This window comes from Blastococcus sp. SYSU D00922 (genome assembly GCF_054050495.1).
Genome location: NZ_JBJGZL010000026.1, coordinates 1 through 15,459 on the forward strand (window position 1 = coordinate 1; position 15,459 = coordinate 15,459).

Genomic DNA, 15,459 nt, shown 5'->3' on the forward strand with positions numbered 1-15,459 from the left:
GCCCCCCCCCGCCCCCCCCCCCCCCCCGGCCCCCCCCCGCCGCCCCCCCCCCCCCCCCCCCCCCCCCCCCCCCCCCCCCCCCCGCCGGCGGCGTGTAGAGTGGGTTCTACCGACGCGGGGTGGAGCAGCTCGGTAGCTCGCTGGGCTCATAACCCAGAGGTCGCAGGTTCGAATCCTGCCCCCGCTACCATCGACAGGAAGCCCGGTCCCTCAGGGGCCGGGCTTCCTGCTTTTCCGATCACCTCGGCCGGCGGCCGGCGGTCCGGAGGTGCAGCGCCACGGGCCCCGCCGGCTCGGCCGGGGCCACGCCGTGGCCGGAGCGGCGGATGGCCAGGGGCAGCACGTACCAGGTGAGCACCCCCACCAGTGCGGTGAAGGAGCCGCAGACGATCCCTGCCCACCGGCCCAGCACCAGGTCGACGACGAGCAGCACGGCGCAGCTGACGGAGGGCACGAGCAGGGCGAGCCCGACGACCAGCATGCGGTCGGCGACCGCCACGAGCGCCGACTTCTGCCGCCGCCGGAACACGATGCGGTGCAGCGAGACCGGAGCGATGAGCAGCATCGTGGAGAGCGCGGCCGACAGCAGGGCCACCATGTAGACCACCACGCGCGCTCCGTGCAGTTCCTCGAAGCGCTGGGTGAAGGCCAGGCTGAGCAGGAAGCCGAAGAGGATGCCCACGCCGGTGAAGGCGACGCGCAGCTCCTGCAGCAGCTCGGCGACATTGCGGTCGAGAACCTGGTCGAGGGTCTCGCCGCGGGATTCCGCCGTCGCCTGCGCCCGCGACGGATCGAACCTCCCCCGCGGAGGGGCCGGCAGAGCCGCCTCGGGCGGCTGCCTCGGGCTCATGCGGGGATGGGTTCCCAGGAGAGCGGGCTCGAACCGCTCAGACCAGGCTGAGGTAGGCCTCGACCTTGGTCAGGTGGTGGGTGCGCCGGGAGGTGGGCAGGGGCTCCGGCTGCGCCGGCGCATCGGCCGGCTGCGCAGTGCGGGTCGACGGCGGCTGGACGGCGTGGGCCGGCTTCGCCGGGCGGAGGCCCATCGCCGCGAACAGCGTGTGCGGCCGCGTGGCGTCGTCCTCGTCGCGGCCCGCGCGCCGCACGACCGCCGGGAACGGCTCCTTGTGCGGCGGGCGCTTCGGATCGGGCAGCCGCAGGTCGGCGAGATCCATCCAGGCGGAGTGGCGGAGGCCGTCGACCCGGCAGCGGACGCGCGCGGTCACCCGGCCGTCGCTCCCGTGCCGCCAGCCGATCAGTTCACCGGAGTACCAGATGCCCCGGTGGTGGATCTCCACGGGCTGTGGCTCGCCGGCGAACATGCTCGCCGCGTCGTCCCCCACCACGTAGCGGACTGTAAGCGGGTGAGCACGCCTGACCAGCAAGGCGCGCGCGTCCCTGGGACCGGTGTGACTGAGTGGTACCGGAGGGCGCCCCGGGTGGCGGTGGGACCGCTCCGCGCGACGTGTAACCTGGGTGCTACCGACGCGGGGTGGAGCAGCTCGGTAGCTCGCTGGGCTCATAACCCAGAGGTCGCAGGTTCGAATCCTGCCCCCGCTACTGCAGGACGATGGCCCTCACAGTCACTGTGAGGGCCGTCGTCGTTCGTGCGGGGGTCCGCGAGTCGGGTCGGCGGGCCGTGGATGGGCACGCGGCACGATGGGTAGCGGGGCAGGGAGCCGACCCTGGGAGCCCCATGGACGCGACGCGGGTGTACGACGCGCGGGAGCACGGCCTGACCGGGGACGGGGTGACCAACGACCAGCCGGCCCTCGCCGCCCTGGTCGATCGGCTCGGCGACGCGTGCGCCGAGGACGGCCGGCCACGGGTCGTCTCCGTGCCGCCGGGGGACTACTGCATCCGGGACGCCGCGACGGTGTGGCGCTCCGGGGTCTCGCTGGTGGGTGCCGGGATGACCGCGACCCGCTTCCTGCTGGCCAACCCGGGTGCACCGGGGACGCCGACCCCGCTGATGTGGTTCACCACCGAGCAGCACGGTGCCGGTCCGGACAACTACCTGGCCGACTGCACCTTCGCCGGCTTCGAGGTCGACGGCTCGGGCATGCAGCTGGACGAGTACGACCCACTCGCCAAGGGCATGGGCCTGCAGTACGTGCTGCGCGGTCGCTTCCGGGACATCTGGGTGCACGACACCCCCGCGACAGGGTTCGGCTGCGACTTCCTGCAGGACACCGTCGTCGACGCCGTCCTGGCCGAGCGGTGCGGCCGGCTCGACAACGGCGAGCAGCCGGGCGGGGCGGGGATCGGCATCGGCATCGGCGGGTGGGGGACCACCGAGCGCCTGACCGTCACCGCGTGCACGGCCCGGGGCAACGGCACCAACGGCATCTTCGTCGAACTGCAGCAGCAGATGTGGCCGCCCCCTCGGGGCATCCGGATCACCGCGTGCCACGTCGAGGACAACCGCTTCGGCATCTCCGACTGGGGCGCCGACGGGCTGGTCGTGACCGGCTGCACGATGATCGGCAACCACGAGGCCGGGTTCGACATCTCCGCCCAGGGCACCGCCGGGATGGCCGGACGCGGCGGCATGGTCGTCAACTGCATCATCGACGCGAACCTGCGCGACGGCATCGGCATCGGCAACACCCCGGGGCCGTACTCCATCAGCGGCAGCCGGATCAGCGCCAACGGGCGGTACGGCTACTGGCAGCACCCTCTCGGCGAGGGGTACGGCGGCCCCGCGATCGACCTCGTCCTGGACGGGAACTCGATCCGGGACAACGGGCTGGACGGGATCCGGGTCGACGCCGGTCTGGACCACTGCGCGTTCACCCGCAACCGGATCCGCAACAACGGCCGGCGGGCCGCCCCGGCCACGTCGCGGGGCGGGGTCGGCGTCTCCTACGGCGAGTTCACCCTGACCGACGAGACCGCCGACTGGCGTCCCGACGGGCACCGGGGCAAGCACCTGGTCGTCGCCGAGGAGGACGCGGTCGTGCTGTTCAACACCGCGACGACGCTCGGTCTGGCGCCGCACCGGCCGGGTGCCGCGAGCGCATGGCGGTCCGGCCGACCCGCCGAGGGGGCCCCGTACCACCTACCGGGCTCCCCGCGCCTCCGGGCCGGGATCACCCTCGACGCCCCGGTCGGCGTCCTCGACCTGGGCGGCAACCGGATCTGGGACGACCAGGAGTACCCCTCCCAGACCCACGCGAGCTGGACGACCGAGCGAGCCTCGAGCGCCACAGCCCGGCCGCGGGAGGGCCGGGAGAGCGAGGACGCCGACGGGTGAGGACTACGCAGGAGCGGGCCCTGACCGGCGGGGAGAGCTGAGCGGACTCCCCCCTCGCGATCGCCACCTCGTCGCTGCCCGGCCCCGGGCCAGTGCCCACGTCCACGGCCTTTTTCGTACGCGCACCGGTCCAGTGTGTTGTGCACCACGCCGTCCACTCCCTAACGTCAGCATCCAGTCACCGTTGACCGTTACTGCAGGAGGTCGCGCACCATGGCCGTGGACGCCGCATCCGGACTGGCTCCCGGAGCCCCCGACCTGGACGACATCGACCTCTCCGACCGCGACTTCTGGGTGGAGCCGGCCGAGGTGCGGCACGCCGTCTTCGACCGCCTGCGCGCCGAACGCCCCTTCGCCTTCTTCGCCGAGCCCGAGGTCCCCGGCCTGCCGAACGGCCCCGGGTACTACGCGGTCACGCGGCACGCGGACCTCGACGCGATCAGCTCCCAGCCGCAGGTGTTCTGCTCCGGCAAGGGTGCGGTCTCGATCCAGGACATCCCGGCCGACCTGCACGAGTTCTACGGCTCGATGATCAGCATGGACGACCCGCGGCACGCCAGGATCCGGCGGATCGTCTCGAAGACCTTCACCCCGCGGATGCTCGAGCGCGTCGTCGACTCCGTGCGCGGGATCGTCGAGGAGGTGCTCACCGAGGCGCGCCGCACGGCCGAGGCTCACGGCGGGTCGCTCGACGTCGTCGCCGACATCGCGGCGCCGATCCCGCTGCGGGTCATCTGCGACATGATGGGCGTCCCCGCCGAGGACCGCGCCCAGGTCCTGGCGGCGTCCAACATCATCCTGTCCGGCGGCGACCCCGAGCTGATCGAGGACCAGGAGGAGCCGCTCACCGCCCTCTTCCAGGCCGGCATCGACCTGGCCGGGATCATGGAGCGGCTCGCCGCCGAGCGGCTGGAGAACCCCACGGACGACCTGACGACGGCGCTGGTGACCACCGAGGTCGACGGCGAGCGGCTGACCCACCAGGAGATCGGCTCCTTCTTCATCCTGCTGCTCGTCGCCGGCAACGAGACGACGCGCAACGCCATCTCGCAGGGCATCCTCGCTCTCTCCGAGCACCCCGAGCAGCGGGCCCGGTGGATGGCCGACCCGTCGATCGACAAGACGGCGGTCGAGGAGATCGTCCGCTGGACCAGCCCGATCACGTGGATGCGCCGCACGGCGACCCAGGACGGCGAGGTCAACGGGCACCGGTTCTCCGCCGGTGACAAGTTCCTGCTTTTCTACGCGGCGGCCAACCGCGACCCGGAGCTCTTCGCCGACCCGCAGGTCTTCGACCTGACCCGCGACCCGAACCCGCACGTGGGGTTCGGCGGGCACGGCCCGCACTTCTGCCTGGGTGCGCACCTGGCCCGCCGCGAGATCGCGGTGACCTTCCGCCAGCTGTTCGAGCAGCTGCCCGACCTGGAGGTGGCCGGGGAGCCGGCCCGGCTCCGGTCGTCGTTCGTCAACGGGCTCAAGCGGCTCCCGGCGCGTCTGACGGGCGTCGCGTGAGCCGCGTCGAGGTGGACCGCGAGCGCTGCGTGGGGTCGGGCACCTGCGAGGCGCTGGCACCCGACGTCTTCGAGGTGGACGACGACGGCGTCCTGGTCGTGCACCGGCCGCAGCCGTCCGACGACGAGCTGAACGACGTCGAGGACGCCGTCCAGGCGTGCCCGACGCGGGCGCTCTCCCTCGCGGAGTGATCGGACCGGCTCAGCCGGGGTAGGGGAGCGGCATGGAGCCCACTGTGCAGGACGTCCCCGAGGCCAACCGGTACGAGATCCGCGACGGCGACCAGCTGCTCGGTCACGCCGACTACCAGCGGAACGGGGACACGACCGTGTTCATCCACACGGAGGTCGACCAGGACTCCGGGCGCAAGGGGCTGGGCAGCACGCTGGTCCAGGCGGCGCTGGACGACGTCCGGGCGAAGGGCGGGTCCGTGGTGCCGCGGTGCTCCTTCGTGCGTGGCTACATCGAGAAGCACGAGGAGTACGCCGACCTGGTGCAGGCGCGGTAGCCCGCGTCAGAGCACCTGGGAGCCGTACATCTCCCCGAGCGGGTCGGCGATGAGCTCGATGCGTGCGCCGTCGGGGTCCCGGAAGTAGACCGAGACGCCGCTGTGCACCTCGTGCTCGACGCCGGCCTCGGTCAGCCGCTCGACCAGCGTCGACCAGCGCTCGGGGTCGACGCTGATGGCCATGTGGTGCAGGCCGCCCAGCACCTCGGCGTACGGGCCGACGTCCAGGCCGGGGAAGTCGAAGAAGGCCAGCAGGTTGCCGTTGCCGATGTCGAAGAAGAAGTGCGACGAGCCGGGGTAGTCGCGGTTCTCGATCAGCTCGGTCAGCGGGAAGCCGAGGACGTCCTGGTAGAAGCGGACGGTCCGCTCGACGTCGCTGCTGATCAGCGCGGTGTGGTGGAGGCCGCGTGCGGTCGACGCCGGGCGCTCCCCGGACGGCTTGAGGTGCACCTCGCGGATGCGGGCGCGTTCGGCCTCGAGGGCGGCGAGGTCGCGGGTGCTGTCGGTGGTCGTCATGACGGTGATCCTTCTCGCTTCAGGCGGTCGCGGTGAGGGGGCCGAGCCCCAGTTCGTGGTGCGTGGCGCCGATGCACCGGTCCATGACGACGGTCAGCCCCGCGTCCTCGGCGATGCGCCGCGCCTCCTCGTCGGCGATACCGAGCTGCAGCCACAGCACCTTGGCCCCGATGGCGACCGCCTGCCGGGCGATGTCCGCTGCCTCCGCAGCCGGCCGGAAGACGTCGACCACGTCCACCGGGCCGTCCACCTCGGCCAGCGAGGCGGCCACCGGCTCGCCGAAGAGCTCTCCGCCGCGGGGGCTCACCGGCCGGATGCGGTAGCCCTGCTGCTGCAGGTAGGCCGGGATGCGGTGCGCCGCCTTGGACTCGTCGGAGGACGCGCCGACCACGGCGATCGTCCGGGTGTCGCGGTAGATGCCGGTCAGCTTCTCGCGCAGCGCGTCGTCCATGATCGCGGCAACACCGAAGGGGCGCTGATCATGCCCGGACCCGGCGGGTCCTAGGCCGCCTCGTCGGAGTCGGCGTCGAGCCGTGAGGCCAGCTCGTCCAGGGGCACGTCGAGCGCTGCCGCCAGTGCGGCCACGGTGAAGAACGCCGGCGTGGGCACCCGGCCGGTCTCGATCTTCCGCAGTGCTTCCTGGCTGACCCCGGACGCGGCGGCGACCTCGGCCGGGCTGCGGTTCCCCCGAGCGGCGCGCAGGAGTGCTCCCAGACGGCGGCCGCGGTCCCGCTCGGCGGCCGTCAGCGGCGGTCGGACCATGACGTGATAGTAATACCGGGATAGTCATACCGGAAGGCGGCGACATGATCGAACTGCGGACTCCTGGCGAGCTGGACGCCATGCGCGCGGCGGGCGCCGTCGTGGCCGACATGCTGGCGGCGGTGCGGGCGACCGCGGCGCCGGGCGTGCGGCTCAGCCAGCTCGACGCCGTCGCGCGCGACGTCCTGGCCGACGCGGGGGCCACCTCTCCGTTCCTCGGCTACGCGCCGCTGGCGACCACCCCGCCGTTCCCGGGCGTGGTGTGCCTGTCGGTGAACGACGTCGCCCTGCACGGGATCCCGTCGCCGGACGTCCTGGACGACGGCGACCTGCTCAGCGTCGACGCCGGGGCGACCCTCGACGGCTGGGTGGGCGACGCGGCGACCACCTTCCCGGTGGGCACGGCGCGGCCGGAGGACCTGCAGCTCGTCGCGACCACCGAGCGCGCGCTGGAGGCGGGCATCGCGGCGGCCGTCGTCGGCAACCGCATCGGTGACATCTCCGCGGCGATCGGGGCGGTGGGTCGCGCCGGGGGCGTGGGCATCAACACCGACCAGGGCGGGCACGGGGTCGGCCGGTCGATGCACGAGGCGCCGAGCGTCCCCAACGAGGGCCGGGCCGGCCGCGGGGTGCCCCTGCGGGCCGGGCTGGTCATCGCGATCGAGCCGTGGTTCCTGGCCGGCGGGAGCGACGACTACCGGGTCGACGCCGACGGCTGGACGCTGCGCAGCGCCGACGGCAGCAGGGCCGCCCACGTCGAGCACACCGTCGCCGTCACCGCGGACGGGCCGCGGATCCTCACCGCACCCCGCTGATCAGCCGCGCACACCGCGACTGTGCGCATATCGACGTGTCGGCAGTCCCTGAGACGTCCATGTGCGCACAACGATCATGAACCGAGGGCCTGCTCGAGGTCGGCGAGGAGGTCGTCGACGTCCTCGATGCCGACCGAGAGCCGGACGAGGTCGGCAGGCACCTCGAGCGGAGACCCGGCCGCGCTGGCGTGCGTCATCCGCCCGGGGTGCTCCATCAGCGACTCCACGCCGCCCAGCGACTCGGCGAGCGTGAACAGCTGCGCCCGCTCGCACACCTTCAGCGCGGCGTCCTCCCCGTCCCTCAGCCGGAACGACACCATCCCGCCGAAGCCGGCCATCTGCTTCGCCGCGATCTCGTGCCCCGGGTGCGACGGCAGACCGGGGTACAGCACCGTCGAGACCGCCGGGTGGTCGAGCAGGAACTCCGCCACGCGCGCCGCGTTCGTCGAGTGCCGGTCCATGCGGACGCCCAGCGTCTTGAGGCTCCGCAGGACCAGCCACGAGTCGAACGGCGACGCGACGGCGCCCATCGCGTTGTGGTTGTAGGCCAGGCGCTCGCCGAGCTCGGCGTCCCGCGTCACGAGGGCACCCCCCACGACGTCGGAGTGCCCGCCGAGGTACTTGGTCGTCGAGTGGACGACGACGTCGGCGCCGAGGGTGAGCGGCCGCTGCAGGTACGGCGAGGCGAAGGTGTTGTCGACGACGAGCAGCGCACCGGACTCGTGCGCGACCGCCGCGGTGGCCTCGATGTCGGTGATGTTCAGCAGCGGGTTGCTCGGCGTCTCGCACCACACCACGCGGGTGGTCGGCCGGATGGCGGCCCGCACGGCATCGGGGTCGTCGAGGTGGACCGGGGTGTGCTCGAGGCCCCACTCCGACAGCACCCGGGAGATCAGCCGGAAGGTGCCCCCGTAGGCGTCGCCGCCGAGGACGACGTGGTCACCGGCGCGGCAGACGGTGCGCAGGAGCGTGTCCTCAGCGGCGAGACCGGAGGCGAAGGCGAGCGCCGTCGAGCCCTCCTCCAGCGAGGCGAGCGCCTCGTGCAGCGCGTTGCGCGTCGGGTTGCCGCTGCGGCTGTACTCGTAGCCGCCACGCAGGCCCCCGACGCCGTCCTGCTTGTACGTCGTCGTCAGGTGCACCGGCGGGATGACCGCGCCGGTGGCCGGGTCGGGCTCCTGGCCGGCGTGGATCGCCCGCGTGTTGAAGCCTCGGGCGTCGTCCTGGCGGTTCATCGCGTGATCCCGGCGAGGTGGCTGAGCACGTCCTGCCGCGTGACCACGCCGGCGGGCTTGCCGTCGACGTGCACCAGCAGGGCGTCGTTCGAGCCCAGGGCGGTGACGGCGGCGGTCACCGCCTCGCCCGAGCCGATGATCGGCAGCGGCGGCGACATGTGCTTCTCCACTCGGTCGGCGAGGGTCGCCGTCCCGGCGAAGAGGGCGTCGAGCAGCGTCTTCTCGTCCACCGAGCCGATGACTTCGCCGGCCGTGACCGGGGGCTCCGCCCGCACGACCGGCATCTGGCTGACCCCGTACTCACGCAGGATGTCGATCGCGTCGCGCACTGTCTCGTTCGGGTGCGTGTGGACCAGGGACGGCGTCTCGCCGGACTTCGTGTGCAGCAGCTCGCCCACGGTCTCGCCGACCGCGGAGTCGAGGAAGCCGTAGTCGGCCATCCAGCGGTCGCTGAAGATCTTGTTCAGGTAGCCGCGGCCGCCGTCCGGGAGCAGCACCACGAGGACGTCGTCCTTGGTCAGCTTCTCGGCGGCGCGGAGTGCCGCGACCACCGCCATCCCGCAGGAGCCCCCCACCAGGAGGCCCTCCTCGCGGGCGAGCCGCCGGGTCATGGCGAAGGAGTCGCCGTCGGAGACCGGGATGATCTCGTCGGCGATCTCGCGGTCGTACGTGGAGGGCCAGAAGTCCTCGCCCACGCCCTCGACCAGGTAGGGCCGCCCGGTGCCGCCGGAGTACACCGAGCCCTCGGGGTCGGCACCGACGATGCGCACCTTCCCGCCGGAGACCTCCTTGAGGTAGCGGCCGATGCCGCTGATCGTGCCGCCGGTGCCCATGCCCGTCACGAACGTGGTGATCCGGCCCTCGGTCTGGGCCCACAGCTCCGGACCCGTCGTCTCGTAGTGCGACTGGGGGTTGGCCGGGTTCGAGTACTGGTCGGGCTTCCACCCGCCGGGCGTCTCGCGCGCCAGCCGGTCGGACACCGAGTAGTACGAGCGCGGGTCGGACGGGTCGACCGCCGTGGGGCAGACGACGACCTCCGCGCCGTAGGCCTTGAGGACGTTGATCTTCTCCTGGCCGACCTTGTCCGGGCAGATGAAGATGCACTTGTACCCGCGCTGCTGCGCGACCAGCGCCAGCCCGATGCCGGTGTTGCCGCTGGTCGGCTCGACGATCGTGCCGCCGGGCTTCAGGGCGCCGCTGGCCTCGGCGGCGTCGACCATGCGCACGGCGATGCGGTCCTTCACCGAGCCGCCGGGGTTGAGGTACTCGACCTTGGCCAGCACGAGCGGGGCGTCGGGGCCCAGGTCGCGGGTGACCGAGGTGAGCCGGACCAGCGGGGTGTTGCCGACCAGGTCCACGACGGACTCGGCGTACTGCACGGTGCCTCCTCGGTGCGGGTACGTGCGCGCCCGCTGCTGCCCCCATCCCACCAGACCGGGCGCGCACTCCGCTGGCCGCGGGACGTGTCCGCGGGTGCGGACCGGGGCAGCCCCGGTGCATGACCACCACCTCGATCCCCGTCGCCGAGTTCCGGGGCGGCGGCCGGATGCCGCTGCTCGGCTTCGGCACCTGGCAGCTGCGCGGACGCGAGTGCTACGACGCCGTCCGTGCGGCCCTCGACGCCGGTTACCGGCACCTGGACACCGCGACGATGTACCGCAACGAGGCCGAGGTGGGCCGGGCGCTGCGCGACTCCGGCGTCCCCCGGGACGAGGTCTTCGTGACGACGAAGCTGCCGCCCGACCGGGCCGACCGGCCCGAGGAGATGATCGCCGCCTCCCTCGACCAGCTCGGGCTCGAGTCCGTCGACCTCTGGCTGGTGCACTGGCCGCCCGGGGGTCCCGGCGTGGCGCTGTGGCGCCGGTTCCTGGCCGCGCGCGACGCCGGCCAGGCCCGCGACGTCGGCGTCAGCAACTACTCGCTGACGCAGCTGGACACCCTGGCCGAGGAGACCGGGGAAATGCCGGCCGTCAACCAGATCCGCTGGGCACCCGCCCTGCGCGACGCCGCGGTGGAGGAGGGGCACCGCGAGCGCGGCGTCGTCCTCGAGGGCTACAGCCCGTTCAAGAGCACCGACCTGGACGACCCGGTGCTGCGCGACATCGCCGGGGCGCACGGCGCCACGACCGCGCAGGTGGTGCTGCGCTGGCACATCGAGCACGGGGTCGTGGTGATCCCCAAGTCCGCGAACCCGGACCGGATCGCGGCGAACGCGGCGATCACGGGTTTCACCCTGTCGCCGGCGGAGGTCGGACGCATCGACGCGCTGGCGGGCGCCTGAGCGCCGGGGCGAGGATGCGGGCATGACTTCTCCCGTGGGAACCCGCGCGCTCGGGCGCGACGGCCTGACCGTCTCCGCCATCGGCCTGGGCTGCATGGGCATGAGCCAGATGTACGGCGCGGCCGACCGGCAGGAGTCGATCGCCACCGTCCACCGCGCGCTGGACCTCGGCGTCACGTTCCTCGACACCTCCGACGTGTACGGCTCGGGGCACAACGAGGAGCTCGTCGGCGAGGCCATCGCCGGCCGCCGCGACGACGTGCAGCTGGCCACCAAGTTCTCGCTCAGCCACGACGGCCCGGGCATGACCATCGACGGCCGACCGGAGAACGTGCGCCGGTGCGCGGAGGCCAGCCTGCGCCGGCTGGGCGTCGACGTGATCGACCTCTACTACCAGCACCGCGTCGACCCGCAGGTGCCGATCGAGGACACCGTCGGGGCCATGGCCGAGCTCGTCGAGCAGGGCAAGGTGCGGTACCTGGGGCTGTCGGAGGCCAGCGCCGCCTCGATCCGGCGGGCCGTCGCCGTCCACCCGATCGCCGCGCTGCAGAGCGAGTGGTCGCTGTGGACCCGGGACGTCGAAGCGGAGGTGCTGGGCGTCGCCCGCGAGCACGGCATCGGCATCGTGCCGTTCAGCCCGCTGGGCCGTGGTTTCCTGACCGGCGCCATCACCAGCCCCGACGACTTCGCCGAGGACGACTGGCGGCGCACCCACCCGCGGTTCACCGGCGACGCGTTCGCGGCCAACCTCCGGCTGGTGGAGGCGGCCCGCGACCTCGCTGCGGAGAAGGGCGTGACGCCGGGACAGCTCGCGCTGGCCTGGGTGCTGGCCCAGGGGGACGACGTCGTCCCCATCCCCGGGACCAAGCGGCGCAGCTACCTCGAGGAGAACGTGGGCGCCGCCGCGGTGGAGCTGACCCCCGACGACCTCGCCCGCCTCGACGCCATCGCGCCGCCCGGGGTGGCGGTCGGCGGGCGGTACGCCAACAGCGCCTACGCCTACGGCGACAGCCCGGAGCGGGTGGCGTGACCGACCGGCTGCTCGTGGCGGTGTTCGCCTCGCCGGTGGCCGAGGTGCTCGTGCGGTGGGGGGCCGAGCTCGGCTTCCGGACGGTGCTGGTCGAGCCGGGCGAGGCAGCCGTCGAGGTGCGCGCGGACCGGACCGTGCGGGCCTTCGCGGACATCGAGGACGAGCTCGCCGGCGGCAGCGCCGACGTCGTCGTCACCGACCACCACCGGGACGAGCTGGGTGAGCTGCTCCGGGATGCGCTCGCGCGGCCGGCGCGCTGGATCGGCGTCATGGGCAACCCCCGGCACGAGGGCCCCCACGTCGCCGCGCTGACCGCGCTCGGGGTCCCGCCGGAGGAGATCGCCCGCGTGCACCGGCCGATCGGGCTGGACATCGGTTCGCGTCAGCCGGCCGAGATCGCCGTGTCGACGCTGGCCGGGCTGCTCGCCGACCGCAACGGCCGCGCCGGCGGCTTCGCCCACGGCGGCTGACCGACGTGACCGACGTGCTGCTCGGCGCCGACCTGGGCACCTCCGGTCTGAAGCTGGTCGCCCTGGACGCCACGGGGGCGGTGGTCGCCGAGGCCGAGCACGCCTACGGCTACGACCGCCCCGCACCGGGACGGGCGGAGAGCGACGTCGCCACGTGGCGGTCGGCCCTCGACAGCACGCTCGCGGAGCTGGCGACCCGGCTCGGCGGCAGCCGGGTGGCGGCGCTCGGCTTCTCCGGGCAGATGCACGGGGCGGTCCTCGTCGACGACGGCGGCGCGGCCCTGCGCCCAGCCGTGCTGTGGCCCGATCAGCGGGCCGCCGGCGAGCTCGACCGCTGGCGTGCCCTGCCCCCCGACGCGCGCGCGGGACTGGCCAACCCGCTGGTGCCCGGCATGACCGGTCCGGTGCTCGCGTGGCTGGCCGACCACGAGTCGGAGGTGCTCGACCGGGCCGCCGCGCTGCTGCTGCCCAAGGACGCGCTGCGAGCGACACTCCTGCCGGGCGGGGCGACGGTCACCGACCGCAGCGACGCCTCGGCGACTCTGCTCTGGGACGTCGTGGCCGACGACTGGAGCCCCGCCGCGGTTGGGGCGGCCGGCATCGACCCCGGTCTGCTGCCGCGGGTCGTCCCCTCCGCCCAGGTCGTCGGACATGCGCGGCTGGCCGTCGGGGATGTGCCCGTGGTCGCGGGCGGCGCGGACACGCCGCTGGCGATGCTCGCCGCGGGTGCGGGCGGCGCCCAGGTCAACCTGGGAACCGGCGCGCAGCTGCTGCGGTCCCGCCGGGAACCGACCGCGGCCTGCGATCCCGTCGTGCACACCTACGCCGACACCGCGGACGGCTGGTACGCCATGGCCGCGCTGCAGAACGGGGGGTCGGCGTGGGAGTGGGCGTGCGGCGTCCTCGGGCTGTCCCTCACCGACTTCGTGGCGGCCGCCGCATCGGTTCCGGCCGGTGCCGGGGGAGTGGTGTTCCGGCCGTTCCTCACCGGTGAGCGCGGGGGCGTGGCGGGGCCGGACGACCGCGGGTCGTGGACCGGTCTGCACGCCGGCACCACTCGCGCCGACCTGGCCCGTGCCGCGGCCGAGGGTGTCGTCTTCGCGATCCGGGCCGCGTTCGAGCTCCTCGACGTCACCGACCACGAACCGGTCCTGCTGACGGGTGGGGCGGCGCGCTCGGGCATCCTCACCCAGCTGCTGGCCGACGCGCTGGGCCGGCCGGTGCGGCCGCTCGGCCTGCGCAGCGCTTCCGCCGTCGGCGCCGCACTGCTGGCCGGCCGGGGCGTCGGGCTGGACGTCGACCCGGCACGGGAGGAGGGACCGCTCGTGGAGCCCTACGGCGAGACCCACCTCGAGCAGGCCTTCGCCCGCTGGGCGGCGGGCTGAGGGGTCAGGCGTCCCCGGGCAGCTTGACGTGGGCGAGGGCGGCGTCGTGCAGCGCGCCGTTGGTGGCGAGCGCGTGCCCGCCGGCCGGACCGGGGGCGCCGGTGAGGTCGGTGAACCGGCCGCCGGCCTCGCGGACGATGACGTCGAGCGCGGCGAGGTCCCAGACCGACACCTCGGGCTCGCAGGCGATGTCCACGGCTCCCTCGGCGAGCAGGCAGTAGCTCCAGAAGTCGCCGTAGGCGCGGGTCCGCCAGACCGAGCGGGTGAGGTCGAGGAAGCCGTCGAGGACGCCCCGCTCCTCCCAGCCCGACAGGCTCGAGTAGGACAGGCTCGCGTCGCCGAGCTCGGTGACCTCGGAGACCCGGCAGCGGGTGGCGTTCTCCAGCCGGCGGCCGGTCCACGCCCCGACGTCCTTGGCCGCCCACCACCGCTTGTTGAGCGCGGGTGCCGACACCAGGCCGACCACGGGCTCGTCGCCGTCGAAGAGGGCGATCAGCGTCGCCCACACGGGCACGCCGCGGACGAAGTTCTTCGTGCCGTCGATCGGGTCGAGCACCCAGCGGCGCGGACCGTGCCCGGTCGTGCCGAACTCCTCGCCCATCACCGCGTCGCGGGTGCGCGCCCGGCTGAGGGTGATCCGCAACTGCTCCTCGACAGCCCGGTCGGCGTCGGTGACCGGCGTCAGGTCCGGCTTGGTGTCGACGGTGAGGTCCTGCGCCTTGAAGCGGTCGAGGCTGATCGAGTCGGCCTGATCGGCCAGCACGTGCGCCAGCCGCATGTCCTCGGAGAATCCCCGGCCCGATGTCATGGGCACCGAACCTAGCGGGGACTCAGTCGAAGACCGCTGAACTGACCCCGCTCGGGCCCTCGTACTCCCGGTCGTCGATCTTCCGCAGGGCCTCGAGGACCTCATCCCCGCCGCCCTGCTGCTCGGCGTGCCGGACGATGTCGTCCTTGCTCGCGGGGTAGTCCATGCCCGAGAGGGCCTTCTGGATGTCGATGGGGCTGACCATGCCGCCGACGTACCCGCGTCGGCGTCCGGGGAAGCGTCGATACCGTCGGGGAGTGGACGCCGCGACGATCGCCGGGCTGCTGGCCGACCCCGCCCGGCTGAAGGTCGTCGCGGCGCTGGCGCTGGGCGCCACGACGATCGAGGAGGTCGCCGAGGCGTCGGGGCTCTCCCTCAAGGACGTCGCCCTCGCCGCCCGGCGGCTGGCGCGCGCCGGGCTGGTCGCCCGCGACGGCCACGGGCTGGCGCTGCACACCGAGCGGTTCGGCGCCGCCGCGCGGGCCGCCGCCGAGTCCGCGCCGCCACCGGAGCCGCTGTCGTCCGACCCGGCCGAGGACGCCGTGCTGTCGGCGTTCGTCCGCGACGGCCGGCTGGTGTCGATCCCGGCCCAGCACAGCAAGCGCCGGGTCGTGCTGGAGCACCTCGTGCGCGTCTTCGAGCCGGGCGTGCGTTACCCGGAGCGGGAGGTCAACGCGCTGCTCGGCGCGTGGCACGCGGACGTCGCCGCCCTGCGCCGGTACCTCGTGGACGAGGGGCTGCTGACCCGCGAGGCCGGCGTCTACTGGCGCAGCGGCGGCTACGTCGACGTCTGACGCGCCGAGATCGCGCGATCTCGGCACTTCAGGAGGTCTGGTGTGGCCGCTTCAAGTGTTATAGGCCCACCGGGGGGGGGCGGCTCCCTAGCC

19 protein-coding genes and 2 tRNA genes are annotated in these 15,459 nt (G+C 73.6%); 12 read left to right on the forward strand and 9 right to left on the reverse strand.

The annotated features are described in order from the left end of the window. Window positions 1–113 precede the first annotated feature (113 nt). Window positions 114–190, forward strand: a tRNA-Met gene (locus ACI78T_RS20615). Between the two features lie 48 nt (window positions 191–238). On the opposite strand, the gene ACI78T_RS20620 is transcribed toward ACI78T_RS20615, so the two are convergent. Together ACI78T_RS20620 and ACI78T_RS20625 are read right to left on the reverse strand one after the other, a co-directional pair. Next, window positions 239–850 (reverse strand): DUF6328 family protein, encoded by a 612-nt coding sequence (locus ACI78T_RS20620; protein WP_456560004.1) that lies wholly within the window; start codon window positions 848–850, stop codon window positions 239–241. A gap of 37 nt (window positions 851–887) precedes the next feature. Then, window positions 888–1,343, reverse strand: a complete 456-nt coding sequence (locus ACI78T_RS20625; RefSeq protein WP_456560005.1) for a hypothetical protein — start codon at window positions 1,341–1,343, stop codon at window positions 888–890. A gap of 140 nt (window positions 1,344–1,483) precedes the next feature. Here ACI78T_RS20625 and ACI78T_RS20630 point away from each other — a divergent pair. The 5 genes from ACI78T_RS20630 (at window position 1,484) to ACI78T_RS20650 (ending at window position 5,273) form a co-directional block, all read left to right on the forward strand. Beyond that, window positions 1,484–1,557: transfer RNA gene (locus ACI78T_RS20630), tRNA-Met, on the forward strand. Between the two features lie 136 nt (window positions 1,558–1,693). Beyond that, the gene (locus ACI78T_RS20635; protein ID WP_456560006.1) at window positions 1,694–3,253 is read left to right on the forward strand and encodes a right-handed parallel beta-helix repeat-containing protein; all 1,560 of its coding nucleotides are present in this window, start codon (window positions 1,694–1,696) and stop codon (window positions 3,251–3,253) included. Window positions 3,254–3,466: 213 nt separating this feature from the next. Next, window positions 3,467–4,765, forward strand: coding sequence for a cytochrome P450 (locus ACI78T_RS20640; protein WP_456560007.1), 1,299 nt, complete (start codon window positions 3,467–3,469; stop codon window positions 4,763–4,765). Further along, the gene (locus tag ACI78T_RS20645; protein ID WP_456560008.1) at window positions 4,762–4,956 is read left to right on the forward strand and encodes a ferredoxin; all 195 of its coding nucleotides are present in this window, start codon (window positions 4,762–4,764) and stop codon (window positions 4,954–4,956) included. The genes ACI78T_RS20640 and ACI78T_RS20645 overlap by 4 nt, the downstream gene beginning before the upstream one ends. A 32-nt stretch (window positions 4,957–4,988) precedes the next feature. Continuing rightward, window positions 4,989–5,273: a GNAT family N-acetyltransferase gene (locus ACI78T_RS20650; protein WP_456560009.1), complete on the forward strand. Its 285-nt coding sequence runs from the start codon at window positions 4,989–4,991 to the stop codon at window positions 5,271–5,273. Between the two features lie 6 nt (window positions 5,274–5,279). Here the strand turns inward: ACI78T_RS20650 and ACI78T_RS20655 are convergent, their stop codons facing one another. The 3 genes from ACI78T_RS20655 to ACI78T_RS20665 are packed head-to-tail and all read right to left on the reverse strand — an operon-like array spanning window position 5,280 to window position 6,551. After that, on the reverse strand, window positions 5,280–5,789 hold the full coding sequence (locus ACI78T_RS20655; RefSeq protein ID WP_456560010.1) for a VOC family protein: 510 nt from the start codon (window positions 5,787–5,789) through the stop codon (window positions 5,280–5,282). Between the two features lie 19 nt (window positions 5,790–5,808). After that, on the reverse strand, window positions 5,809–6,240 hold the full coding sequence (locus tag ACI78T_RS20660; RefSeq protein ID WP_456560011.1) for a CoA-binding protein: 432 nt from the start codon (window positions 6,238–6,240) through the stop codon (window positions 5,809–5,811). A gap of 50 nt (window positions 6,241–6,290) precedes the next feature. Beyond that, a complete protein-coding gene (locus tag ACI78T_RS20665) occupies window positions 6,291–6,551 on the reverse strand; it encodes a helix-turn-helix domain-containing protein (RefSeq protein WP_456560012.1) in 261 nt (86 codons plus the stop codon). Window positions 6,552–6,595: 44 nt separating this feature from the next. Here ACI78T_RS20665 and map point away from each other — a divergent pair, with 44 nt between their 5' ends. Then, on the forward strand, window positions 6,596–7,366 hold the full coding sequence (gene map / locus ACI78T_RS20670) for a type I methionyl aminopeptidase (RefSeq protein ID WP_456560013.1): 771 nt from the start codon (window positions 6,596–6,598) through the stop codon (window positions 7,364–7,366). 74 nt (window positions 7,367–7,440) lie between these two features. Here map and ACI78T_RS20675 read toward each other — a convergent pair whose 3' ends face one another. Next, a complete protein-coding gene (locus ACI78T_RS20675) occupies window positions 7,441–8,598 on the reverse strand; it encodes a cystathionine gamma-synthase (protein WP_456560014.1) in 1,158 nt (385 codons plus the stop codon). Further along, window positions 8,595–9,977 (reverse strand): cystathionine beta-synthase, encoded by a 1,383-nt coding sequence (locus ACI78T_RS20680; protein ID WP_456560015.1) that lies wholly within the window; start codon window positions 9,975–9,977, stop codon window positions 8,595–8,597. The genes ACI78T_RS20675 and ACI78T_RS20680 overlap by 4 nt, the downstream gene beginning before the upstream one ends. Window positions 9,978–10,096: 119 nt before the next feature. Here ACI78T_RS20680 and ACI78T_RS20685 point away from each other — a divergent pair, with 119 nt between their 5' ends. Genes ACI78T_RS20685 through ACI78T_RS20700 form a run of 4 tightly spaced genes read left to right on the forward strand, consistent with a single transcriptional unit; the run spans window position 10,097 to window position 13,764 of the window. Beyond that, entirely contained in the window at window positions 10,097–10,879 is a 783-nt protein-coding gene (locus ACI78T_RS20685; RefSeq protein ID WP_456560016.1) for an aldo/keto reductase, read from the forward strand. Between the two features lie 22 nt (window positions 10,880–10,901). Then, a complete protein-coding gene (locus ACI78T_RS20690) occupies window positions 10,902–11,909 on the forward strand; it encodes an aldo/keto reductase (RefSeq protein WP_456560017.1) in 1,008 nt (335 codons plus the stop codon). Next, window positions 11,906–12,379: an XdhC family protein gene (locus tag ACI78T_RS20695; RefSeq protein WP_456560018.1), complete on the forward strand. Its 474-nt coding sequence runs from the start codon at window positions 11,906–11,908 to the stop codon at window positions 12,377–12,379. Before ACI78T_RS20690 ends, ACI78T_RS20695 begins: the two co-directional genes overlap by 4 nt. Window positions 12,380–12,384: 5 nt before the next feature. Continuing rightward, complete coding sequence (locus ACI78T_RS20700; RefSeq protein WP_456560019.1) at window positions 12,385–13,764, forward strand: FGGY family carbohydrate kinase; 1,380 nt, start codon at window positions 12,385–12,387, stop codon at window positions 13,762–13,764. 4 nt (window positions 13,765–13,768) lie between these two features. Here ACI78T_RS20700 and hisN read toward each other — a convergent pair whose 3' ends face one another. Next, window positions 13,769–14,572, reverse strand: coding sequence for a histidinol-phosphatase (hisN, locus tag ACI78T_RS20705; RefSeq protein ID WP_456560020.1), 804 nt, complete (start codon window positions 14,570–14,572; stop codon window positions 13,769–13,771). A gap of 22 nt (window positions 14,573–14,594) precedes the next feature. Continuing rightward, on the reverse strand, window positions 14,595–14,777 hold the full coding sequence (locus tag ACI78T_RS20710) for a DUF2795 domain-containing protein (protein ID WP_456560021.1): 183 nt from the start codon (window positions 14,775–14,777) through the stop codon (window positions 14,595–14,597). A gap of 52 nt (window positions 14,778–14,829) precedes the next feature. Between ACI78T_RS20710 and ACI78T_RS20715 the strand changes: the two genes are divergently transcribed. Next, entirely contained in the window at window positions 14,830–15,366 is a 537-nt protein-coding gene (locus ACI78T_RS20715) for a DUF2087 domain-containing protein (protein WP_456560022.1), read from the forward strand. Window positions 15,367–15,459 lie beyond the last annotated feature (93 nt).